Here is a 22,370-nt window from a genome sequence, read left to right on the forward strand (position 1 = left end):
CGTTGCCAGCGCCGGCAGCCAGGAAACACGACAATGAAGGCCGATATCCATCCCGACTACCACACCATCAAGGTCGTCATGACCGATGGCACCGAATACCTGACCCGTTCGACCTGGGGCAAGGAAGGCGACACGATGAACCTCGACATCGACCCGACCACGCACCCGGCCTGGACCGGCGGCCAGCAGACCCTGCTCGACCGCGGCGGCCGACTGTCGAAGTTCAAGAAGCGTTTCGAGGGCTTCGGGCTCTAGCCGGATACATCGGCAGATTTGAAAAACCCGCCTTCGAGGCGGGTTTTTTGTGGCCAGTTTCGTTCTTCTCCCCGTTCTACGGGGAGGTGCCCCGAAGGGCGGATGAGGGGCAGCGCCGGCGCTTGAAAGTTCAAGGTTCCTCGCCCCACGAAGTGGGGAGAGGTGTCCAAGCCTTGCGACGCTGCGGAATCGTTCCTACCCGCCCACCAGCTCTCTCAGCGCCATGCGCTTGTAAGCCGCGACCAGCCTGTCGCCCTCGTCGCGGTCGACCGAGATCGCCAGCCGCATGGCCGCCTCGCCCGTCTGCCAGACGAGAAACGCGGTCGTCTCCAGTTCGACCGGATCGGCATCGGGGCGAATTCGTTTCAGCGCCGCAACCAAAAATTCGGCATTGGCCCGGCTGTCGGCCAATTCCAGTTCGCGCAGCGCCTTGTCGGCCTGCGTGCCCGACCATATGTCGCGCATCACCGGCTCGGCCAGGAACAGCTGGTAATAGATATCGACCAATTCCGAAAACGACTTCCGTAGGCCTTCAGCATCGCTGACATCCTTCAGCGCCGTGGAAATGCAGGCCTGGCTTTCGGCCGTGTAGCGCTCGGCCAGCGCCCAGACGATCGCCCGCTTGTCCGGGAAGAACTGGTAGAGCGAGCCGATCGACACCCCTGCTCGCTCCGCAACCTCGCCCATGCGCATCGCATCGCTGCCCTGCTCGGCAATCAGCGCCGAGGCGGCGGCAAGCATGCGCTCGACCCGCTCGCGGCTGCGTTGCTGGCTCGGCGAGCGACGCGGCGAAGCGATGGCGGCCTGGTCCGGCTTGGCGGTGACTTTATCATCCATGGCTCTCTCCGGCGATTTTCCGAAAACCGGCTTGACTTGCAAAATACGAGGGTTCATCACATTTTGCAAATATGAGGATTTATCACGCTTCGTAACCCAGCACCTGGAGCAACTGAGATGATGAAACTTCTTCCTACCCTCACCTTCATCGCCGCGATCGGCTCCGGCGTCGTCGGCGGCGTCTTCTTCGCCTTCTCGAATTTCGTCATGGCAGCACTTGCCCGGCTGCCCGTCCCAAGCGGCATCGCGGCGATGAATTCGATCAACGTCACGGTGATCACGCCGACCTTCATGACCGCGCTGTTCGGCACTGGCCTGATCTGCCTGGTGTGATTGCCGGTGTTTTCTTCGGCTGGAGCCAGTCCGGCTCGTACTGGCTGCTTGCCGGCGCCGTGATCTATTTCGTCGGCAACCCGATCGTGACCATAGTCTTCAACGTGCCGCTCAACGACGCTTTGGCCGCCGTCGATCCGCAGAGCGCCAACGGCGCCGCCGTGTGGGCGAACCATCTGAGCCAATGGGTGATGTGGAACCACGTCCGGGCCATCACCGCGATCGTGGCGATGGCCTGCTTCATCATGGCATTGATCTGAGGTGAGCAGCCCGCGCGAATGCAAAAGACCCCGCCTCAGGCGGGGCCCGTCTTCTTGTGCGGTTTGCGATCAGCGTGGCCGAGATCCCGCTCCGGGTCGATGACGTCGCGAACCAGCTGCTTGAGTTTTGCCGCGTCCGGAAAACCGCCGTCGCGCTTGCGCTCCCAGATGAGCTGATCGTTGCAGGCAATGGTGAAGATGCCGCCGGTGCCCGGCACCAGCGTCACCTCGCCGAGATCGGTGCCGAAGGTCGAGAGCAGCTCCTGCGCCATCCAGCCGGCCCGCAGCAGCCAGTGACATTGCGTGCAATAGGTGATACGGATGACGGGCAACGGCTTCTCGCTCATGTCGTGTCGCGTAGCCGGTCAGGCCGCGCTGAGCTTGGCCATCGTCTCGTCGTCGACCTCGAAATTGGCATAGACGCTCTGCACGTCGTCATCGTCCTCGAGCGTGGCGACCAGCTTCATCAGCGACTGCGCCCGCTCTTCGTCGACCGGGACGTTGTTCTGCGGCTGCCAGATCGGCTTGACCGATTCCGCTTCGCCGAGCGCGGCCTCCAGCGACTTCGACACTTCACCGAGATTTTCGAAGGCGCAATAGATCGTGTGACCTTCCTCGTCCGACTCCACATCGTCGGCGCCGGCCTCGATTGCGGCTTCCATCACTTTGTCGGCGCTGCCGGCCGAGGCCGGGTAATAGATTTCGCCGACGCGGTTCCACATGAACGACACCGAGCCGGTTTCGCCGAGCGCCCCGCCGGCCTTGGTGAAGGCGGCGCGCACATTGGAGGCCGAGCGGTTGCGGTTGTCGGTCAGCACTTCCACGATCAGCGCTACGCCGCCGGGGCCGTAGCCTTCATAGCGCACGGCCTCGTAATTTTCCGCGTCGCCCGCGGACGCCTTGTTGATGGCGCGCTGGATGTTGTCCTTCGGCATCGACACGGCCTTGGCGTTCTGCACCGCAAGGCGCAGCCTGGGGTTCATCGCCGGATCCGGCGTGCCGGTCTTGGCGGCGACGGTGATTTCGCGCGCCAGCTTGGAAAACATTTTCGACCGCACCGCGTCCTGGCGGCCCTTGCGGTGCATGATGTTCTTAAACTGCGAATGGCCAGCCATGGCACCCCTGTCGTGTTCGGCTAGAGCATCTCGAAGCGAGGTGTCGTCACCGCATCTTCGGCAAAATGCTCGAATTCAATCTTTCAGAACGTCCCGGGCATGCCTGCTAAGGCACGCGGCGCTCTTTGTCGGAATGGCCGGCTTATAGATAAATCGGCTCAATTCGTCCAGACGCGCCTTTACTTCGGCGTTGAGCCGGCCCCTCACCCCTCCAGATCGGACCTCAGCCGATCGAGAATGCTGATGGCGTGGCCGGCATACTGGCTGATCCAGCGGTCGTGGATCTGCTTGATCGGCAGCGCATTGAGATGGTTCCAGCGTTCGCGCCCCTCACGCTTCGCCACCACCAGATCGGCCTCCTCCAGCACCTTCAGGTGCATCATCACGGTGCAGCGGTCCATGTCCGGGAAAGCCTCGCACAGCGCGCCGGTGGTCTGCGGCTGATCCTTCAGGCGATCCAGCAATTCACGCCTGCGCGGGTGCGCCAAGGCCTTGAAAACATGGTCGTCGGAGGTTTGACTTGACATGTTATATTTCTATAACATATCGTCTCGAGCAGCAAGGAAGGAGCTGTGGATATGTCCTTGGGATTCAGGATTTCCGGACGCATCGGCAAACCGGTCGGCGAGGTCTTCGATGCCGTCGTCAATCCGACAAAGCTCAGCGGCTATTTCACCACCATAGGCGGCGCTTCGGCTCCGCTTGTCGCCGGCACCACTGTCACCTGGTGGAAGTCTGTCCCGGTGGAGGTCGGCGAGGTAACGAAGGACAAGCGCATCGTGCTGCGCTGGGACGCAACAGACGCCGACGGCAAGCCCGCCTACAAGACCCGTATCGAAATGAATTTCGAGCCGCTTGAGGACGGCGGCACCTTCGTCACCATCGCCGAGTCCGGCTGGCATGAAGGCGAGACCGGCCTGAAGAAATCGTACCTGAATTGCGAGGGCTGGTCGCAGATGCTGGCCTGCATGAAGGCCTATCTCGAATACGGCATCAATCTGCGCGACGGCTACTACTGCAGCGAGCTGCGCGGCGAGCCGGCCAACGAGACCAACACCTGAGGCTGACATTCAGGTCCCGATATCCGGCAGGAGAGGTCGCCCGATGACGAAAGCAACGCCATTCCTGATGTTCGAGGGAAAGGCCGAGGAGGCCATGACCCTCTATTGCGAGACCATTCCCGACAGCCAGATCCTCGACATCATGCGCTATGGCTCGGGCGAAGACGGGGCCGAAGGAATGCTCAAGCTGGCGCGCGCGTTAATCGGCGGCGTCGAGGTCAGGATCTACAACAGCCCCGTCCACCACGCCTTCACCTTTACGCCGTCCCTTTCCTTCTTTGTCGACTGCTCGTCCGAAGAGGAGCTCGAGCGGATCGTCGGCGTTCTTTCCAAGGACGGCAGCTTCCTGATGCCGACCGGCAATTACGGCTTCAGCCAGCGTTTCGCCTGGCTCAACGACCGCTTCGGCGTCTCCTGGCAGATCAACCTGCCGTAACGACATCCAACGCAATCAAGAGGATCGGCAATGGACACCGAGATTACCGGCGGCATCAACATCGCCATGAAGGTGCCGTCGCACCAATACGAGGCAACGATCGCCTTCTATCGCGATGTTGTGGGGTTGAAGCCGTTTACGGCCAAGGCGCCGGCGATCGGTTTCGAACTTGGTCCCAATCGCCTCTGGATCGACGAGGCGCCGATGATGAGCCAGGCTGAAATCTGGCTGGAGCTTTTCACACCGGACTTCAAGAGCGCGGCCTCGCATCTTGCCAAGGCTGGTGTCGTGCGCTGCGACGCAATAGAGCCTTTGGGTGAAGGCTTTCGTGGCGGCTGGATCACCAACCCGGCCAACATCATTCACCTGGTGCGTGAGCCGGACGCCTGGTGAATCCTGTCGGAAAGGAAAGTCGTATGGAGCTCAGAGAACCTCCCATCGCCGAAACCGCCATGTCGACCGGTCGCTGAGGTGTTCGAAGCCATCGTCGATCCGGCGGTCACCACGAAATTCTGGTTCACGCATTCCAGCGGCCGCCTGGATGAGGGCAAGCCGGTCGAATGGGAGTGGCGCATGTATGGCGTCTCGACCAAGGTCGAGGTGAGCGAGATCGTCACCAACGAGAAGATCGTCATGCGGTGGAGCGATCCGCCGACCACCGTCGTCTGGACCTTCGCCAAATTGCTCGATGAAGCGACCTTCCTCGAAGTCCGCAATTTCGGCTTCGCCGGTTCCGCCGACGAACAGGTCAAGCAGGCGGTCGGATCCACCGACGGCTTCTCGCTGGTGCTCGCCGGCGCCAAGGCCTGGCTGGAACAGGGCCTGACGCCGTCACCCGAAGGGTGTTTCGGCCTAGCGGCTCGCCGGCGTGGTGGCAAGCCTCAGTGCCCCTCGCCAGACCTCTGCCTCTTACGCCGCCGCGCCAGCATGTTGAGGCCTTCGACCAGCGCGGAAAAGCCCATGGCGGCGTAGATGTAGCCCTTGGGCACGTGATAGCCCATGCCGTCGGCGATCAGCGTCATGCCAATCATCAAAAGGAAGCCAAGCGCCAGCATGACGATAGACGGGTTCCTGGCGATGAAATTGGCGAGCGGCGTCGCCGCCAGCATCATCACGCTCACCGCCACGATGACCGCGATATACATGATGGCGATCTCGTCGGTCATGCCGACGGCGGTGATGATGGAATCTATCGAGAAGACAAGGTCGAGCAGCAGGATCTGGAAGATCGCGCCGGCAAGGCTCATCTGCAGCGTGCCTCCGACCATCGTGTCCTGATGGTCTTGCGGATCGACCGTGTGATGGATTTCCTTGGTCGCCTTCCAGACCAGGAACAGGCCGCCGGCGATCAGGATCAGGTCGCGCCACGAAAAGCCGTGGCCGAAGGCGGTGAACACCGGCGTCGTCAGCTGCACGATGATCGAGATCGTGGCGAGCAGGATCAGGCGCATGATCAGCGCCGCCGAAATGCCCAGCCGGCGCGCGCGGGCGCGCTGCGCTTCCGGCAGCTTGTTGGTCAGGATCGAGATGAAGATCAGATTGTCGATGCCGAGCACGACCTCGAGCACCACGAGGGTCAAAAGTGCGACCCACGCGGTCGGATCGGAAACAAAATGAAAGTGCGGCGCCAGAAATTCGACAAGCTGCATGAAGGTCGTCCCCTCTACGATCTAGAGCAGTTTTCGCGGGTTTCGTCGCCAGTTAGGTATTGATCTCGCTTATATCAATGTCACGACCAGAAGGACGGCGCCGTTTCTTCCAGCCGCGGCCCGCGACGAAACGGCGCGATTTTTTCGGCAAGCCCGGTGCGGTCGGAAATATCGACGCCGACGCCGCAGAGCGTCGCGGGCCCTGACGACGCCTCGAAACGGCCCTTCGGCACCTTGGAAAGGAACCGGTTGAGCGGCTCTTCCTTATCCATGCCGAGCGAGGAATCATAATCTCCGCACATGCCGGCGTCCGAAATATAGGCGGTGCCGCCATTGAGTATCTGATGGTCGGCAGTCGGCTGGTGCGTGTGCGTGCCGACCACGAGGCTGGCGCGGCCATCGACAAAATGCGCGAAGCACATCTTCTCCGACGTCGCCTCGGCGTGGAAATCGATGACCGCCGCATCGGCCTGCTCGCCGAGCGGACAGGCCGCAAGCTCACGCTCGCCGGCCTGGAACGGATCGTCGAGTTCGGGATGCATGAAGACGCGGCCCATGATGTTGGCGACCAGCACGCGTGCGCCATTGCGGGCAATGTAGACGCCCGAACCGCGGCCAGGTGTGCCCCTGGGAAAATTGGAGGGACGCAGAAAACGCTCCTCGCGCGGCGCGAAGATCAGCGCGTCGCGCTGGTCCCAGACGTGGTTGCCGGTGGTGACGACATCCGCGCCGGCCGCGAGCGTCTCGCGAAAGATCTCCTCGGTGATGCCGAAGCCGCCGGCGGCGTTCTCGCCATTGACGATGACGAAATCCAGCTTGAAGTCGGAAATCAGCCCCGGCAGCTGCTCCCAGACTGCCGTGCGCCCTGTTTTGCCAACCATATCGCCGAGGAAGAGAAGTCTCATACGATCCCGAGCCGAAGTCTGCCAAGCTGCATGACTTCCGCGAAGACCATCAGCCTCGCCGACTATCTATAATTGGGGCGCGAAGCGGCGCAACCCGCTCTCGGTCAGTATTTCCGGAATGATCACGTCATGGTTCTCGTCAGGGACCATTTCAACTTCCTGGCAGTTGAAGGCGATGCCGATCAGCCTGGGCGCGATGCCCTTTTCGGCCAGCCTGGCGATCGCGCGGTCATAGTAGCCGGCGCCATAGCCGATGCGGTGGCCGCGGGCGTCGAAGGCGGCGAGCGGCACCAGCATGAGCGTCGGGTCGAGCACTTCCGCCTCTTCATGCGGCCCGACCGTGCCGAAGCCCATCTCGACCATCGGCGCGCCGCGCACCAGCTCGCGAAAGACGATCGTGGTCTTGTCCAGGATCGCCGGCAGGCAGAGCCTGGCGCCCTTTTCGCGCAGCGCGAACATCAGCGGACGCACATCGACCTCCGAGCGCATCGGCCAGAAGCCGGAGACGACCTCGCCGGGTTCGAAGTCGATTTTTTCCTTCGCGGTTTCGGCCATTTCGAGCGCGATCTCGACGCGCCAGAACTCGTCGAGCGCATCGCGGCGCGCCAACGCTTCCTTGCGAAACTGTTTTTTCAGGTCTTTGGAAGAGCTCATGCGCGGACGCTAGAAAAAATCGGATTTGGATGGCGTTTTAGGAGCGACGTTTCTAGCGCAATTCCAGGAAAGTGCGCAGCGGTTTTTCCGTCCGGAATTGCGTCAAAACAGAGAGAACGCGCATGTCTCCCGAAATCGGGAAAGCGACGATCCACACAACCGGTGGAGAGGTCGATCCCGGGTGCCTACAAAGTAGGTGGGCGCCGTGTGAGAAAACCCACGGGTCTTCCCAGGGACAGCTCCCTAAGGATCGATAAGGCCCCGGGGATAAGTTTCTCCTGCCGGGAAGCGCAGACCGCCGATAGCAAATATAGGCCGATCGTTAGCCGCGCGCCAGAAGGATAGCTCGCCGGCCCTGTAAATTCTTGTCGCGCGCTCCGCGGCGTCGCCACGCCTTGCGCAGGCCGGCCAGCATCCTTACGGTCCAGCCGCACGGACAGGAGAAAGAATGCGTTTCGAAGGCACTGCGGCTTACGTCCCCGACAAGGATCTTATGGTCGCGGTCAACGCCGCGATCGCGCTGGAGCGGCCCCTGCTGGTCAAGGGCGAGCCCGGCACCGGCAAGACCGAGCTTGCCCGCCAGGTGGCTTCGGCGCTTGGGCTCGATTTCATCGAATGGAACGTCAAATCGACCACCAAGGCGCAGCAGGGCCTCTACGAATACGACGCCGTCTCGCGGCTGCGCGACAGCCAGCTCGGCGATCAGCGCTTCAACGACATCGCCAATTATATCAAGCGCGGCAAGCTGTGGGATGCCTTCGCAGCGCAGAAAAAAGTCGTGCTGTTGATCGACGAGATCGACAAGGCCGACATCGAATTCCCCAACGACCTCCTGCAGGAGCTCGACCGGATGGAGTTCTTCGTCTACGAGACCGGCGAGACTATCCGCGCCGCGTTCCGGCCCATCGTCATCATCACCTCGAACAATGAGAAGGAACTGCCGGACGCCTTCCTGCGCCGCTGCTTCTTCCATTATATCCGCTTCCCCGACATCGACACGCTGCACCGGATCGTCGAGGTGCATTACCCCGGCATCAAGCAGAATTTGGTGCGGGCGGCACTAACCCAGTTCTACGAGGTCCGCGACGTGCCGGGCCTGAAGAAGAAGCCCTCGACCTCGGAAGCGCTCGACTGGATCCGCCTGCTGGTCGCCGACGACATCGCACCCGACGACCTGCGCGCGGATCCGAAGAACATGCTGCCGAAACTGCACGGCGCGCTCTTGAAGAACGAGCAGGACGTGCACCTGTTCGAGCGGTTGGCCTTCATGGCCAGACGGCAGCAATAGGCCAACAGCAACAGCATTTTCGCCGGCTGTGGACCGTTGCCCGCACGGGACATCTGCCGCAGCCTCGCGCCAAAGCTTGGAGGAAGAAATGTCCGAGATCGTCGTCCGCCCGCTCGATCAGTCCGATCACGCCGACTGGCGGAGGCTGTGGACCGCCTATCTGACCTTCTACGAGACCAAGCTGCCGGAGGAGGTTTACGACGTCACCTGGAAGCGCCTGTTCACGGAAGGCGAGTTCGAACCGAAGGGCTTCATCGCCACGTTTCACGGCAAGGCCGTAGGCCTGACTCACTATCTCTATCACCGCTCCTGCTGGTCGCAGGTCAACAACTGCTATCTGCAGGATCTGTTCGCCGACCCTGAGGTGCGCGGCAAGGGCGTGGGCGCGGCGCTGATCAAAGCCGTGCAGGACGAGGCCGGCAAGATCGGCGTCAAGAATGTCTACTGGATGACGCACGAGACCAACGCCACGGCGCGTAAGCTCTACGACCATGTGGCGCGGCGGACCGGATTCATCGAATACGATCTGCTGTAGGCACTGATGTTCATCCCCTTCTTCCTCGAACTGAAGGCCGCGCGGGTTCCTGTTTCGCTCAGGGAATATCTGTCGCTGCTGGAGGGACTGGAAGCGGGGCTCGTCGACTATGACGTCGAGGCTTTCTACTACCTCGCCCGCTCGGCCCTGGTGAAGGATGAGCGTCATATCGATCGTTTCGACCAGGTCTTCGCGCATGTCTTCAAGGGTGTCGAGGCGCTCGGCGGTCCCGATGCCGTCGATGTTGCCAACATCCCCGAGGAATGGCTGCGCCGGCTGGCGGAAAAGCACCTGAGCGAGGAGGAAAAAAAGCTGGTCGAAGCGCTGGGCGGTTTCGACAGACTGATGGAGACGCTGAAGCAGCGCCTCGAGGAGCAGAAGGGCCGGCATCAGGGCGGCTCGAAATGGATCGGCACCGGCGGCACCTCGCCCTTCGGCGCCTATGGCTACAACCCCGAAGGGGTTCGCATCGGCCAGCATGAAAGCCGCCATCGCCGCGCGGTGAAGGTCTGGGACAAGCGCGAATTCAAGAACTTCGACGACACCGTCGAGCTCGGTACCCGCAACATCAAGGTGGCGCTGAAGCGGCTGCGACGCTGGGTGCGCGAGGGCGCCGAGGAGGAGTTCGACCTGCCCGGCACCATCCACGCCACCGCCGAGCATGGCTATCTCGACGTCAAAACGCGGCCCGAGCGGCGCAATGCCGTGAAGCTCCTGATGTTCTTCGATGTCGGCGGCTCGATGGACGACCATATACGCGGCGTTGAGGAGCTGTTTTCCGCCGCGCGCGCCGAGTTCCGCCAGCTCGAATATTTCTACTTCCACAATTGCCTTTACGAGCGCGTCTGGAAGGACAACCGCCGGCGCCTGGCCGAGACGATCCCGACCTTCGATCTCATCCACAAATACGGGCCGGACTATAAGGTGATCGTCGTCGGCGATGCCTTGATGAGCTCTTACGAGATCGCGCATCCGGGCGGCTCGGTCGAGCACTGGAATCCGGAGGCGGGCAGTGTGTGGCTGGCCCGCCTGTTGCAGCAATGGCCAAATGCGATCTGGCTGAACCCCGAAGCCGAGAAGAACTGGCGCTACACCCACTCGATCCAGTTGATCAGCGACATCTTCGGCGGCCGCATGTTCCCGCTGACATTGGCCGGGCTTGAGGCAGCGACTAGGCAGCTGTCACGCAAGCATTAGCTCGCTTTCGCTGGAAGCACCTGTAACAAGGGCCTATATTTGGGCGAATATCCGTTGCAAGCAACAACGAGCCGCCAAGGCCAAGGAGATTTCATGGACACCCACGCCTATCCCGTGACCCGCACCGATGCCGAGTGGCGCGCCCGGCTGACGCCGGAGCAATATGCCGTCATGCGCAATCACGGCACCGAGCGCCCCGGCAGTTGCGCCCTGCTCTACGAGAAGCGTGCCGGCACCTTCTATTGCGTCGGCTGCGACCAGCCTTTGTTCGAATCCAAGCTGAAATTCGAGAGCGGCACCGGCTGGCCGAGCTTCAACGATCCGGTCCCGGGCTCGATCGAGACCACCGTCGACCGCAGCTACGGCATGGTCCGCACCGAATGCCACTGCTCGCGCTGCGGCAGCCATCTCGGTCACGTTTTCGAGGACGGCCCGCCGCCGACCGGCCTGCGCTATTGCATCAACGGCGTGGCGCTGCGCTTCGAACCGGCAGCTTGATGCCTTGGAAATGGCTTTGCAAAGGGCGGCTTCGGCCGCCCTTTTTCGTATGGTCATGCCACGACTGTCGCGATCAGCCAGAGCGCGGAACCGAGCATCATCAGTTGCGCCTTGAAACCCCCGACCTTCTCCGCGGTCCGCCAGACGGTGATCGTCAGGAAGATGTTGTAGGGAACGGGGAGGAAATGCACCGCCAGCACCAGCCAGAGCGGCAGCTTCAATCCAAGCAGGATCAGCGCCAGCGCCGAAGAGGCGACGCTCAAGATCGTCCCGACCAGCAGCATGTCGCGCCAGAACAGCCGGTCGAGCGGCACTTCGCCCCTCCACCGCGTCCGGAAAAAACCCGTCATCGCCGGCGACCTATCGCTGCCCGAGAACGTCGGTCACGGCTTCTTCGAAGCGCGAGCATTCTTGCACCAGCCAGTCGCTCATGGCCGGCCAATTGTCCTCGGCGTAGCAGTTCACCCGCCACATCGAGTTGATGCCGAGACCTTCGCAGCTCTGCTCGGGCCTGAGCTTCAGCCTGGATTCGATCGCCGGCTGGAACGGTTTCAGCCGCGACCAGGACTCCGTGGCGCCGAACTTCTCATTGCGCCCGAAGAAGACGCCGACATGGTTCTGCGCCGGCGCGACATACATCGAAAGGACCAAAGCGAAATCCGGCAGCCCGCGCTGCCAGAACCAAGGCCCGCGTCGCGCGAGCCTTTGCCTTTCTTGCGGGTGCCGTTCGGCGAACAGCGCCCAGAAGCCGCGATGGCGGAACTCCGAGGCGCGACGGCCGCCGAAGTCGAATTCGTTCATGGCCGGTCTCCGGCCATGAGGCTTACGCCATGCCGAGGGCGGCCTTGTAGAGATCCAGGATCGATTCTTCCTCCTGGCGCTCGGCCTGGTCCTTCTTGCGCAGCCGCACGATGGTGCGGATCGCCTTGGTGTCGAAGCCGGTGCCCTTGGCTTCGGCATAGACATCCTTGATGTCGTCGGAGATCGTCTTCTTCTCTTCCTCGAGCCGCTCGATGCGCTCGATGATGGTGCGCAGCTGGCCGGCGGCTACAGTCTGGCTGGTCTCGGTGATTTCGTCGGCCATTTTTCTCTCCGCGTCTTCTGAAGCGATGGCGATTCCCGCCACGGCGAATTAGAGCGGGTTCCCTGCCCGAGCGGGCGCGGCGGGTCAAGACACTTGTCGAGCGGCTGTGGACGGCTGCTGTCAATCGTCCGTTCGACGTCCCGATCGCACCTACTTGAAGGCGATCAAGAGATCCTTCGCATCGATCTGGTCGCCGGCCTTGACCAGCACCTCGGCGACCTCGCCGTCGCGTTCAGCATGCAGCGCGGTTTCCATCTTCATGGCCTCGATCGACAAGAGCACGTCGCCCGCCTTGACCGCTTGTCCGGCCGCCACGGCAAGCGCCGACACGACGCCGGGCATCGGTGCGCCGACATGCGCCTCATTGCCGGGCTCGGCCTTGCGGCGCGCCTTGGCGGCGGAAGCGCCATGCGCCCTGTCCGGCACCTTGACGCGGCGCGGCTGGCCGTTGAGCTCGAAGAACACGGTGACCATGCCCTTGTCGTCGACATCGCCGAACGCCTGGCAGCGAACCACCAGCGTCTTGCCCTTCTCGATGTCGAGGAAGATCTCGTCTTCCGGCTTCATGCCGTAGAAATAGGTCGGCGTCGGCAGCACGCTCACCGGCCCGTAGGTCTCCTGCGCCGCGGCGAAATCGGTGAACACCTTGGGGTACATCAGCCAGGAGGCGAACTCATATTCCGAGAGCTTGCGGTCGAGCTTGCCCTCGATGTCCTTGCGGCTGGCCTTGAGATCGGCTGCTTTTAGCAGCGAGCCGGGCCGCACAGTGATCGGCTTCTCGCCCTTCAGCGCCTTCTTTTGCAGTGCCGCCGGCCAACCGCCGGGCGACTGGCCGAGGTCGCCGCGCAGCATCGACACGACCGAATCCGGGAAGGCGATGTCCTTGGCGGGGTTCTCGACATCGGCGACGGTGAGATCCTGGCTGACCATCATCAGCGCCATGTCGCCCACCACCTTGGACGACGGCGTCACCTTGACGATGTCGCCGAACATCAGGTTGACGTCGTGATAGGCCTGCGCGACCTCATGCCAGCGCGTCTCCAGGCCAAGCGAGCGCGCCTGTTCCTTTAGGTTGGTGAACTGGCCGCCCGGCATCTCGTGCAGGTAGACTTCGGAGGCCGGTCCCTTGAGGTCGCTCTCGAAGGCGGCGTACTGGTTGCGCACCGCTTCCCAGTAGAAGGAAATGCGGCGGATCCATTGCAGATCGAGACCGGGATCGCGCTCGGTGCCCTTCAGCGCCTCGACGATCGAGCCGAGGCAGGGCTGCGAGGTGTTGCCGGAGAAGGAATCCATCGCCGCGTCGATCGCGTCGGCGCCGCTCTCCACCGCCGCCAGCACCGTCGCTGCCGAAAGCCCCGACGTGTCATGCGTGTGGAAATGGATCGGCAGGTCGGTCGCCTCGCGCAGCGCCTTGAAAAGCACGCGCGCCGCGGCCGGCTTCAACAGGCCGGCCATGTCCTTGACGGCGATGATATGCGCGCCGGCGGCTTCCAACTCCTTGGCCAGCCCGACATAGTATTTGAGGTCGTATTTGGCGCGGGCCGGATCGAGGATGTTGCCGGTATAGCACATCGCCGCCTCGACCAGCTTGCCCTCGGCGCCGACCGCGTCCATGGCGACGCGCATGTTCTCGACCCAGTTCAGGCAGTCGAAGACGCGGAACAGATCGACGCCGCCGGCTGCCGCTTGGGCGACGAAATGCTGGACGACATTGTCGGGATAGTTGGTGTAGCCGACGCCGTTGGCGCCGCGCAAAAGCATCTGCAGCAGAAGATTGGGCGCCGCCTCGCGCACTTTGCTCAGCCGCTCCCACGGATCCTCGGTGAGGAAGCGCATGGCGACATCGAACGTCGCGCCGCCCCAGCATTCCAGCGACAAGAGCTGCGGCAACGCCCGCGCATAGGTGCCAGCGGTGCCGACGATGTCATAGGTGCGCATGCGCGTGGCGAGCAGCGACTGGTGGCCGTCGCGCATCGTCGTGTCGGTGACCAGCACCTGGCGCTGCTCGCGCATCCAGGCCGCGAATTTCTCGGGGCCTAGCGCATCGAGCCTCTGCTTGCTGCCGTCCGGAACATGGCCGTTGAGGTAGGGCACCACGGGTGCGGCCGCATTCGCCTTCGGCATCGGCCGGCCGCGCGTCTCCGGATGGCCGTTGACGCTGACGTCCGCGAGGTAGTTGAGCAGCTTGGTAGCCCGGTCCTGCCGCTTCACCTGCTCGAACAGCTCCGGCGTCGTGTCGATGAACCTGGTCGTATAGGAATTGTCGGCGAAGCGCGGGTGGTTGATGATCGCTTCGAGGAAGGTGAGGTTGGTGGCGACGCCACGAATGCGGAACTCGCGCAGCGCCCGGTTCATGCGCGAAATCGCCTCGCCGGGCGTCGGCGCCCAGGCTGTCACCTTTTCCAGCAGCGGATCGTAGAAACGGGTGATGACCGCGCCCGAATAGGCGGTGCCGCCGTCGAGCCGGATGCCGAAGCCTGCCGCCTCGCGATAGGCGGTGATGCGGCCATAGTCCGGGATGAAATTGTGCTCCGGATCCTCGGTGGTGATGCGGCACTGGAGCGCATGGCCGTTCAGCCTGATGTCCTTCTGCGCCGGCACGCCCGATTGCTTGGTGCCGATGGCGAAGCCGTCGAGGATGTGGATCTGCGCCTTGACGATGTCGATGCCCGTCACCTGCTCGGTGACGGTGTGCTCGACCTGGATGCGCGGATTGACCTCGATGAAGTAGAACTTGCCGGTGTCGGCGTCCTGCAGGAACTCGACCGTGCCGGCGCCGATATAGCTGGTCTCGCGCGCGATCTTGAGCGCGTAGCCGCAGAGCTCCTGGCGCAGCTCTTCGCTGAGATAGGGCGCCGGCGCACGCTCCACGACCTTCTGGTTGCGGCGCTGGATCGAGCAGTCGCGCTCGAACAGATGCACCGCATTGCCGTGAGTGTCGCCCAGCACCTGCACCTCGACATGCCGCGCGCGCTCGATCAGCTTTTCGAGATAGACCTCGTCCTTGCCGAAGGCGGCCTTGGCCTCGCGCTTGCCTTCCATCACCTCGCGCGCGAGGTCGGCTTCGGAACGGATAGCGCGCATGCCGCGGCCGCCGCCGCCCCACGAGGCCTTGAGCATCACCGGATAACCGATTTGCGCCGCGAGCTTCTTCACCTCGTCCATGTCGTCCGGCAGCGGATCGGTTGCCGGCACGACCGGCACGCCGACCTCGATCGCCAGGTTGCGCGCGGCGACCTTGTTGCCCAGCCTGCGCATCGTTTCCGGCTTCGGCCCGATGAAAGTGATGCCGGCTTCGGCGCAGGCTTCTGCGAATTCCGGGCTTTCCGAGAGCAGGCCGTAGCCGGGATGGATGGCGTCGGCGCCCGACAGCCTGGCGACGCGGATCACCTCCTCGATCGACAGGTAGCTCTCGATCGGCCCCATATCCTTGGCGAGATGCGGTCCGCGCCCGACCTGATAGCTCTCGTCGGCCTTGAAGCGGTGCAGCGAATATTTGTCCTCCTCCGCCCAGATCGCCACGGTTTTGAGGCCGAGCTCGTTGGCCGCGCGGAACACGCGGATGGCGATTTCGGACCGGTTGGCGACGAGTATCTTCGTGATGGCCAAGGACTGGGCTCCAGCAGCGGAAGGGAGATGAACCGGCGCAATGATTAACGGGAAAATGCTGCAGCGCAAACAAATTTGCGCGACAGCTAAAACGATTTAAGTCGCCTGTTTGCGCCAAATCGTCATTGCTGTTGTTCGAACATCGGCAGTCGGCGGTGGACGGCAAGTCCACGACATGCCACGGAGCTTTCCGGCCGGCCGCAAATCCGCAAACGAAAATGCCCGGCGCAAGCGCCGGGCATTCCGAACAGTCGGCTTGAGTTTGCCGGCTTATTTCTCGAAGTAGCTGTACTTGCCGTCGTCGCCCTTCTTCCACTCGTAGATGACATAGTCGGGACGGGTGATGTCGCCCTTGGCGTCGTAACCGATGTCTCCGATGGCCGTCTTCCAGGTGTTGGCCCTGATCGTCTCGGCGACCTTCTGCGCATCGTCGGCCGAGCCGGTCTTGGCGATGGCCTGGGCGATGATCTGCACCGCGGCATAGGAGTAGAGCGTGTAGGCTTCCGGCTCGAAGCCGTTGGCGCGGAACTTCTCCACCACTTCCTTGGCGGCCGGATTCTTGCGCGGATCCGGAGCGAAGGTGTTGAGCGTGCCGGCAACGGCATCACCCGCGATCGAGGCCAGTTCGTTGGAGACGATACCGTCGCCCGAGAACAGCGGCGCCTTCAGGCCCTGGTCAGCCGACTGACGGATGATCAGGCCGGCTTCGGTGTGCAGGCCGCCCCAATAGATGAGCGTGACACCGTTTTCCTTCATCTTGGCGATGAGGGCCGAGAAGTCCTTGTCGCCGACATTCACGCCTTCATACAATACTTCCTTGATGCCGTTGGCGTTCAGGTTCTTCTTGGTCTCGTCGGCAAGACCCTGGCCATAAGGCGTCTTGTCGTGGATGATGGCGATCTTGGCATCCTTGAAGTTCTTGGCGATGTAATCGCCGGCCACCTTGCCCTGCTGGTCGTCGCGACCGCAGGTGCGGAAGGTGTTCCACATGCCGCGCTCGGTGAACTTCGGATTGGTCGCGGCCGGCGTGATCTCGAGGATGCCGTTCTCTTGATAGACTTCCGACGCCGGGATCGAGACGCCCGAATTGAAGTGGCCGTCGACATACTTGACGCCATCGGCGACGAACTTGTTGGCGACCGAGATGCCTTGCTTGGGGTCGGAGACGTCGTCACCGATCTCGAGTTTGAGCTGCTGGCCGAGGATGCCGCCCGCCGCGTTGATGTCGGCGATCGCCTGTTCCGCGCCCTTCTGCAACTGCGCGCCGAAGGCGGCGTTCGGACCGGTGATCGGACCGGCGACGCCGATCAGGATGTCGGCCCACGCGCTGCCGCTGAACGCGACGAACGCGGTCAGCGCCACGGCGGACAAAAGTGATTTTTTCATTGAAACGCTCCCATTTACGGAGTGGGCGTGGATGATACTTTCATGCGATGCCCACCCTTATCGCAGAAAGCATAGAATGCCGATTTTCAGGCACTTGTCACGCCGATTCATCCCCGAAACGGCGTAATGGTGAACGTCAAGCTTTCGGTTTCCAGCTTAACAAGGAAGCTCTTTCATAGAGCCAGTTATACTGTGTGACCATTTGGTTGGTGCGTGTGTATTGATAGCCGACGAAGCCGAAAATCATCAGCACGATGGTGTCGACGATATAGTAATGCAGCGAGAACATCGTGCCCTCGAACAAAGCGTGATGGATGAACCTGACGCCGATGCCGAGACCGAGCAGGTAGAAAAACAGCTGCAGATACGTGCTCCAGGTCTGAGCCGCCGCCTTGCCTGTCATCCATGCCGCCCCGCCGCCAAGCAGGCCTGTGACGAACAGGAACTGCCAGATCGTGGCCTCTTCATAGATAATACCCTGCATGGTTGATATCCCCAGATCTTAGCATGATCCCGAAAAGTTGCAGACTTTTCGGAGAAGGTCATGCTTCAAGAACAAAGCCTTAGAGCGGGATGGCGATCTTGGGAAAGTCATCGCGCTCTAATGATGTCCGCCTTCGAGATAGGCGGCCCGCACTTCCGGATTGGCGAGCAGTTCCTTGCCGGTGCCGCTCATCGTCACATTGCCGTTGACCATGACATAACCGCGCGTGGCCAGTTTGAGCGCGCCGAAGGCGTTCTGCTCGACCAGGAACACGGTCAGCCCCTGCGTCTTGTTGAGCTCGCGGATGGCGTCGAAGATCTGCTTGACGATCAGCGGCGCCAAGCCCAGCGACGGCTCGTCCAGCAAAAGCAGTTTCGGCCGCGCCATCAGCGCGCGCCCGATCGACAGCATCTGCTGCTCGCCGCCCGACAGGGTGCCGCCGCGCTGGGTGATGCGCTCCTTCAGCCGCGGGAACAGCGTGAACACCTTTTCGACGTCCTCGTCATAATGTTTGAGGTTGTCGAGGCTGGCGCCCATCTGCAGGTTTTCCATCACCGTCATGCGCGGGAAGATGCGGCGTCCTTCCGGCGACTGGGCGATACGCAGGCGGGCGATCTCGTGCGTCGGTAGCTGGGTGATGTCGGTGCCGGCGAAGGTGATGGTGCCGGTCCGCGCGCGAGGAGCGCCGAAGATGGTCATCATCAAGGTCGACTTGCCGGCGCCGTTGGCGCCGATAAGCGCCACGATCTCACCCTGGTTGACCTGCACATTGACGCCGTTCAGCGCGCGGATGTTGCCGTAATAGGTCTCGACGCCCTTGATGTCGAGCAGCGTTGTGCCGGCCATTATTTGCGCCCTCCGCGCTTGCCCGCTGTGGGCTTGGCCGCTGTGTCCTTGCCCTTCGAAGCACTGCCGGCTTTCGCGGCGGGCGCCTTGGCAGCCGGCTTGTTAGGTGCCGCTTTCGCAGTGCCGGATTTCGCGGCCGGCTTGGCTGCCGATTGGGGCTTGCTGGCTACCGAAGCGGCGCGCGCGTCGACCTGCGCCGCCTTCGAGGCGCCCTTCGACACGGTGACCCGCTCGCCCTCATTCGCATGTTCGACGGAATCGGAAACCGGCCCCGCCATCATCGAAGCGGTATTGCCGGGCCCATGCGCGGAATCGGGGCCGGTATCGAGCTGCTCGATCACGTCCTCGTCGCCGACCTCGGTCAGCACCGTCTCGACCTCTTCGTCGTCGACGCCGAGATAGGCGGCGATGACGCGCGGGTCGGTCCTGACCGATGCCGGATTGCCGTCGGAAATCTTGCGGCCGTATTCGAGCACGACGACATGGTCGGAGATCTGCATCACCACCGACATGTCATGCTCGATGAGCAGGATCGACGTGCCGGTGCTTTTGATGCCCATCAACAGCTCGTTGAGCGCGGCCGATTCCTTCGGATTGAGGCCGGCGGCCGGCTCGTCCAGGCACAGAAGCTCCGGCCCGGTGCACATGGCGCGCGCAATCTCCAGGCGCCGCTGCGCGCCATAGGGCAGGTCGCCGGCGGGATCGTCGGCGCGGTCGACGAGATCGGCCTTCTCCAGCCAGTGCCTGGCGAGTTCGATCGATTCGGCCGAGGCCTGTCGATAGCTCGGAAAGCCGAATAGGCCGAGAAGGGTATAGCCCGATGCCTTCATCAGCTTGTTGTGCTGAGCAACGAGCAGGTTCTCGAGCAGCGTCATGCCGGAGAACAGGCGGATGTTCTGGAAAGTGCGCGCCACCTTGGCGCGCGCCGGGATCTCATGGTTGGGCAGGCGCTCGAGCAGATAGGTCGAGCCGTCGTTCCGGTTCAGCGTCATCATGCCTTCGGTCGGCTTGTAGAAGCCGGTGATGCAGTTGAACACCGTGGTCTTGCCGGCGCCGTTCGGGCCGATCAACGCGGTGATCTCGCCGCGCCTGGCCTGGAACGACAGGTCGCCGATGGCGACCAGGCCGCCGAACTTCATCGACAGATGCTCGACCTGCAGGATGAAGTCGTTCGAGGAAGGGGTCGCGTTCATCAGCCGTGGCCCTCCTTGGTGAAGGAGGCCGAGACCGCTCTTCGCTGCTTGAGGAAGGCCGTGGGCTCGCGGCTGCCGACGAAGCCGCGCGGCTTCCACAGCATGACGATCACCATGGCCATGCCGAACAGGAGCATGCGGTAGAGTTCAGGCGTGAAATCGGGACCGAAGACCCGCTTCAGGAAGTCGAGTTCTCGCAACGCTTCAGTGCCGCCGATCATCACCAGTGCCGCTATGGCGATGCCGATCAGCGAACCCATGCCGCCAAGCACGACGATGGCAAGGACGATCGCCGATTCCAGGAAGACGAAGGATTCTGGGCTGACGAACCCTTGCCGTGCGGCGAAGAACGAGCCGGCAAAGCCGCCGAACATGGCGCCGGTGGCGAACGCCGTCAGCTTGGTAGTGGTGGTGTTGATGCCGAGCGAGCGGCAGGCGATCTCGTCCTCACGTAGCGCTTCCCACGCCCTGCCGACCGGCAGACGGCGCAGTCTGACGGTGACGAAGGCGGTGAGGAGGCAGAGCCCTAAGATTAGATAATAGAGGAAAATCTTGTAGTAGGCGCTCGATGTGGCGATGTTCAAAACCTTAGCGATGTAGTTCGGATCGGAGACGTTGAACGTCATCAGGCCGAAGAACGAGACTTTCGGAATGCCGGAGATGCCGGCCGAACCATTGGTCACTTCGCGCCAGTTGATCAGCACGAGCCGGATGATCTCGCCGAAGGCGAGCGTGACGATCGCCAGATAGTCGCCGCGCAATCGCAGCACCGGAAAGCCGAGCATGACGCCCCAGAATGCGGCCATGCAGCCGGCGGCCGGAAGCAGAATCCAGAAGGACAGGCCGAAATGCGTGCCGAGCAGCGCGTAGGCATACGCGCCGACAGCATAGAAGGCGACATAACCGAGGTCGAGCAGTCCGGCGAGGCCGATGACGATGTTCAGCCCCCAAGCCAGCATCACATAGATCAGGATCTGTATGCCGAAATTGTCGACCCACTTCAGAGAGCCCTGAAAACCTCCCGCCATCGACCCTGTCATCAGCGCAAGCACCAGCACGACGACGACCGGATAGAGCGCCAGCGCGCTGATGCCCAACGCCGACAAGTGGGCGTGGATGAAGGCCCGGAAATAATACATTACCCAGGCGACGGCATAGATGATCGCCAACGCCCGCACGAAGCGTGCGTAGCCGGCAAGGTCGGGTCCGAGCAGCCCGTCAAGCGAGCCGGCCAGCACGAACAGCAAGGCTGCGATAACGACCGCGGCTATGAAAAAAGGCATCCTGAAGAAGCGTGCCGCCACGGTCTCGGGCAGCAGGCCTGTGTCGATGTCGGCGACCTTCAGACTCGCCAGGAAGGGCTGGCCATAAGCAACATACAGGAAGCGGCCAACGGCAGTGGCAATGACCACCAGGGCGAGCAAGCCCCAGCGCTGCACCAGGATCAGTTCGTTGCTGATGTTCTGGTCGGTCCTGAGACCGATGAAAAGCACGAACAGGCCGAGCGAAATGGCGCCGGCGTAAAGCGCCTCGCGGAAAGCACGTTGGATGGGAGTAGCGACGGCGTCGCGCTCCGAAGACACGGTAGCGGCCATGAGGATCAGACCTTTTCGACTTCAGGCCGGCCGAGGATGCCGGAGGGCAGGAAGATCAGCACGATCGCCAGGATCGAGAAAGCGGCGACGTCCTTGTAGTCGATCGAGAAATAGGCCGACCACATGCTCTCGATGAAGCCGATGAGCAATCCTCCGAGCACGGCGCCGGGCAGGGAGCCGATGCCGCCAAGCACGGCCGCCGTGAAGGCTTTCACGCCCGGCACGAAGCCGTCCGAGAACACCACGACGCCGTAATACATCAGGAACAGCGTGCCGGCGACCGCGGCAAGGGCCGCGCCCATGATGAAGGTGATGGAGATGGTGCGGTCGACGTCGATGCCCAGCAGCGCGGCCATCTTGCGGTCCTGTTCGCAGGCGCGCTGCGCCCGCCCGAGCGCCGTTCTGTTGACGAGATACCAGAAGATCGCCAGCAGTATGACGGTGACGATCACGATGAGGATCTGCTTCAGTGAAACGCTCACGCCATCAACAGTGTAGACTTGGCTGACCAGCGGCGGAATCGGCTTGTTGCGCGGCCCTTGCGTGACCTGGACGAAGTTGGACAGCGCGATCGACATGCCGATGGCGGTGATCAGCGGCGCCAGGCGGAACGAGCCGCGCAGCGGCCGGTAGGCTACCTTCTCGATCGTCCAGTTGTAGAGGCTGGTGAGAAGCATCGCCACGATCATCATGATCAGGAGCGCCACCACGACCGGCACCGAATAGAACAGCGCGCCAAGGATCAGGAAGACGATGAGCGCCGTGAAGGCGCCGACCATGAAGATGTCGCCATGGGCGAAATTGATCATGCCGATGATGCCGTAGACCATCGTGTAGCCGATCGCGATCAGCCCATAGATCGATCCCAGCGTCAGCCCATTGATAAGCTGCTGGACGAAATACTGCATATTTATGCGGCTCCCCTGGAATGTCGCCTTTCAGGACGCATTCCTTTTCGTATTGCCCCTAGTCGTAAAGTTTCGAGCCCGGATTGCAACGTGATTTTTCAATCGCTCCGCGTGGTTTGGAAGCACGCCGTCCGATTGCCCGTTTTTTCGCGCCCGACCCCTGGACTATCGCGGACCCTATCATTGGCATAACGCAATGTCTTTGACGATTCACCCCTATAATGCCCGTCCTTTCGAAGAAA

At 62.3% G+C, this 22,370-nt stretch carries 24 protein-coding genes, 1 other RNA gene and 3 pseudogenes; 10 read left to right on the forward strand and 18 right to left on the reverse strand.

Annotated elements, in window-relative coordinates:
- Positions 1–33 precede the first annotated feature (33 nt).
- Positions 34–255, forward strand: coding sequence for a 50S ribosomal protein L31 (gene rpmE / locus LB553_RS04045; protein WP_040974396.1), 222 nt, complete (start codon positions 34–36; stop codon positions 253–255).
- 195 nt (positions 256–450) lie between these two features.
- Here the strand turns inward: rpmE and LB553_RS04050 are convergent, their stop codons facing one another.
- Positions 451–1,092: a TetR/AcrR family transcriptional regulator gene (locus LB553_RS04050; RefSeq protein ID WP_224510886.1), complete on the reverse strand. Its 642-nt coding sequence runs from the start codon at positions 1,090–1,092 to the stop codon at positions 451–453.
- A gap of 117 nt (positions 1,093–1,209) precedes the next feature.
- On the opposite strand from LB553_RS04050, the pseudogene LB553_RS04055 reads away from it, so the two are divergent.
- Positions 1,210–1,685, forward strand: a pseudogene (locus tag LB553_RS04055) (DUF1772 domain-containing protein).
- Positions 1,686–1,720: 35 nt separating this feature from the next.
- Here LB553_RS04055 and LB553_RS04060 read toward each other — a convergent pair.
- From LB553_RS04060 to LB553_RS04070, 3 genes are all read right to left on the reverse strand, one after another.
- Positions 1,721–2,032, reverse strand: coding sequence for a SelT/SelW/SelH family protein (locus tag LB553_RS04060; protein WP_224510888.1), 312 nt, complete (start codon positions 2,030–2,032; stop codon positions 1,721–1,723).
- 18 nt (positions 2,033–2,050) lie between these two features.
- The gene (locus LB553_RS04065; RefSeq protein ID WP_140841722.1) at positions 2,051–2,800 is read right to left on the reverse strand and encodes a YebC/PmpR family DNA-binding transcriptional regulator; all 750 of its coding nucleotides are present in this window, start codon (positions 2,798–2,800) and stop codon (positions 2,051–2,053) included.
- A 203-nt stretch (positions 2,801–3,003) separates the two neighbouring features.
- On the reverse strand, positions 3,004–3,327 hold the full coding sequence (locus tag LB553_RS04070) for an ArsR/SmtB family transcription factor (RefSeq protein WP_224510890.1): 324 nt from the start codon (positions 3,325–3,327) through the stop codon (positions 3,004–3,006).
- A 51-nt stretch (positions 3,328–3,378) separates the two neighbouring features.
- On the opposite strand from LB553_RS04070, the gene LB553_RS04075 reads away from it, so the two are divergent.
- The 4 genes and pseudogenes from LB553_RS04075 to LB553_RS04090 all read left to right on the forward strand — a co-directional run.
- Positions 3,379–3,861: an SRPBCC domain-containing protein gene (locus LB553_RS04075; protein WP_224510892.1), complete on the forward strand. Its 483-nt coding sequence runs from the start codon at positions 3,379–3,381 to the stop codon at positions 3,859–3,861.
- Between the two features lie 43 nt (positions 3,862–3,904).
- The gene (locus LB553_RS04080) at positions 3,905–4,297 is read left to right on the forward strand and encodes a VOC family protein (protein WP_224510894.1); all 393 of its coding nucleotides are present in this window, start codon (positions 3,905–3,907) and stop codon (positions 4,295–4,297) included.
- A 30-nt stretch (positions 4,298–4,327) separates the two neighbouring features.
- The gene (locus tag LB553_RS04085; RefSeq protein WP_224510895.1) at positions 4,328–4,690 is read left to right on the forward strand and encodes a hypothetical protein; all 363 of its coding nucleotides are present in this window, start codon (positions 4,328–4,330) and stop codon (positions 4,688–4,690) included.
- 23 nt (positions 4,691–4,713) lie between these two features.
- A pseudogene (locus LB553_RS04090) lies at positions 4,714–5,125 on the forward strand (SRPBCC family protein); the annotation flags it as partial.
- Between the two features lie 53 nt (positions 5,126–5,178).
- Here the strand turns inward: LB553_RS04090 and LB553_RS04095 are convergent.
- The 4 genes from LB553_RS04095 to ssrS form a co-directional block, all read right to left on the reverse strand.
- The gene (locus LB553_RS04095) at positions 5,179–5,946 is read right to left on the reverse strand and encodes a TerC family protein (protein WP_224510896.1); all 768 of its coding nucleotides are present in this window, start codon (positions 5,944–5,946) and stop codon (positions 5,179–5,181) included.
- 80 nt (positions 5,947–6,026) lie between these two features.
- On the reverse strand, positions 6,027–6,851 hold the full coding sequence (locus LB553_RS04100; RefSeq protein WP_140546534.1) for a YmdB family metallophosphoesterase: 825 nt from the start codon (positions 6,849–6,851) through the stop codon (positions 6,027–6,029).
- 66 nt (positions 6,852–6,917) lie between these two features.
- Positions 6,918–7,505, reverse strand: a complete 588-nt coding sequence (locus LB553_RS04105; protein WP_224510898.1) for a 5-formyltetrahydrofolate cyclo-ligase — start codon at positions 7,503–7,505, stop codon at positions 6,918–6,920.
- 144 nt (positions 7,506–7,649) lie between these two features.
- A non-coding RNA gene (ssrS, locus tag LB553_RS04110) (6S RNA) lies at positions 7,650–7,805 on the reverse strand.
- Between the two features lie 148 nt (positions 7,806–7,953).
- Here ssrS and LB553_RS04115 point away from each other — a divergent pair.
- The 4 genes from LB553_RS04115 (at position 7,954) to msrB (ending at position 11,023) form a co-directional block, all read left to right on the forward strand.
- The gene (locus LB553_RS04115) at positions 7,954–8,793 is read left to right on the forward strand and encodes an AAA family ATPase (protein ID WP_224510900.1); all 840 of its coding nucleotides are present in this window, start codon (positions 7,954–7,956) and stop codon (positions 8,791–8,793) included.
- 88 nt (positions 8,794–8,881) lie between these two features.
- On the forward strand, positions 8,882–9,328 hold the full coding sequence (locus LB553_RS04120; protein WP_224510902.1) for a GNAT family N-acetyltransferase: 447 nt from the start codon (positions 8,882–8,884) through the stop codon (positions 9,326–9,328).
- Positions 9,329–9,334: 6 nt separating this feature from the next.
- A complete protein-coding gene (locus tag LB553_RS04125; RefSeq protein ID WP_224510904.1) occupies positions 9,335–10,525 on the forward strand; it encodes a vWA domain-containing protein in 1,191 nt (396 codons plus the stop codon).
- Positions 10,526–10,618: 93 nt separating this feature from the next.
- The gene (gene msrB, locus LB553_RS04130; protein WP_041004627.1) at positions 10,619–11,023 is read left to right on the forward strand and encodes a peptide-methionine (R)-S-oxide reductase MsrB; all 405 of its coding nucleotides are present in this window, start codon (positions 10,619–10,621) and stop codon (positions 11,021–11,023) included.
- 53 nt (positions 11,024–11,076) lie between these two features.
- Here the strand turns inward: msrB and LB553_RS04135 are convergent, their stop codons facing one another.
- The 10 genes and pseudogenes from LB553_RS04135 to LB553_RS04180 form a co-directional block, all read right to left on the reverse strand.
- Positions 11,077–11,373, reverse strand: a complete 297-nt coding sequence (locus LB553_RS04135; protein WP_224510906.1) for a hypothetical protein — start codon at positions 11,371–11,373, stop codon at positions 11,077–11,079.
- 10 nt (positions 11,374–11,383) lie between these two features.
- A complete protein-coding gene (locus LB553_RS04140; RefSeq protein ID WP_224510908.1) occupies positions 11,384–11,824 on the reverse strand; it encodes a hypothetical protein in 441 nt (146 codons plus the stop codon).
- A 22-nt stretch (positions 11,825–11,846) separates the two neighbouring features.
- Entirely contained in the window at positions 11,847–12,107 is a 261-nt protein-coding gene (locus LB553_RS04145; protein ID WP_095767239.1) for a DUF2312 domain-containing protein, read from the reverse strand.
- A 150-nt stretch (positions 12,108–12,257) separates the two neighbouring features.
- The gene (gene pyc, locus LB553_RS04150; RefSeq protein WP_224510910.1) at positions 12,258–15,716 is read right to left on the reverse strand and encodes a pyruvate carboxylase; all 3,459 of its coding nucleotides are present in this window, start codon (positions 15,714–15,716) and stop codon (positions 12,258–12,260) included.
- A gap of 270 nt (positions 15,717–15,986) precedes the next feature.
- Complete coding sequence (locus LB553_RS04155; RefSeq protein ID WP_224510912.1) at positions 15,987–17,102, reverse strand: branched-chain amino acid ABC transporter substrate-binding protein; 1,116 nt, start codon at positions 17,100–17,102, stop codon at positions 15,987–15,989.
- 136 nt (positions 17,103–17,238) lie between these two features.
- Positions 17,239–17,586 carry a DUF6867 family protein gene (locus LB553_RS04160; RefSeq protein ID WP_224510914.1) on the reverse strand — a complete coding sequence of 116 codons (348 nt, stop codon included), beginning with the start codon at positions 17,584–17,586 and terminating at the stop codon, positions 17,239–17,241.
- A 117-nt stretch (positions 17,587–17,703) separates the two neighbouring features.
- The gene (locus tag LB553_RS04165) at positions 17,704–18,432 is read right to left on the reverse strand and encodes an ABC transporter ATP-binding protein (protein ID WP_224510916.1); all 729 of its coding nucleotides are present in this window, start codon (positions 18,430–18,432) and stop codon (positions 17,704–17,706) included.
- Between the two features lie 17 nt (positions 18,433–18,449).
- Positions 18,450–19,625: pseudogene (locus tag LB553_RS04170) on the reverse strand (ABC transporter ATP-binding protein); the annotation flags it as partial.
- Positions 19,625–21,220, reverse strand: coding sequence for a high-affinity branched-chain amino acid ABC transporter permease LivM (gene livM, locus LB553_RS04175; RefSeq protein WP_224510918.1), 1,596 nt, complete (start codon positions 21,218–21,220; stop codon positions 19,625–19,627). The gene livM and the pseudogene LB553_RS04170, both read right to left, overlap by 1 nt.
- Positions 21,221–21,225: 5 nt before the next feature.
- A complete protein-coding gene (locus LB553_RS04180; protein WP_140841756.1) occupies positions 21,226–22,128 on the reverse strand; it encodes a branched-chain amino acid ABC transporter permease in 903 nt (300 codons plus the stop codon).
- Between the last annotated feature and the right edge of the window lie 242 nt (positions 22,129–22,370).

It is taken from the genome of Mesorhizobium sp. CA8 (genome assembly GCF_020164955.1).
GTDB lineage: Bacteria > Pseudomonadota > Alphaproteobacteria > Rhizobiales > Rhizobiaceae > Mesorhizobium.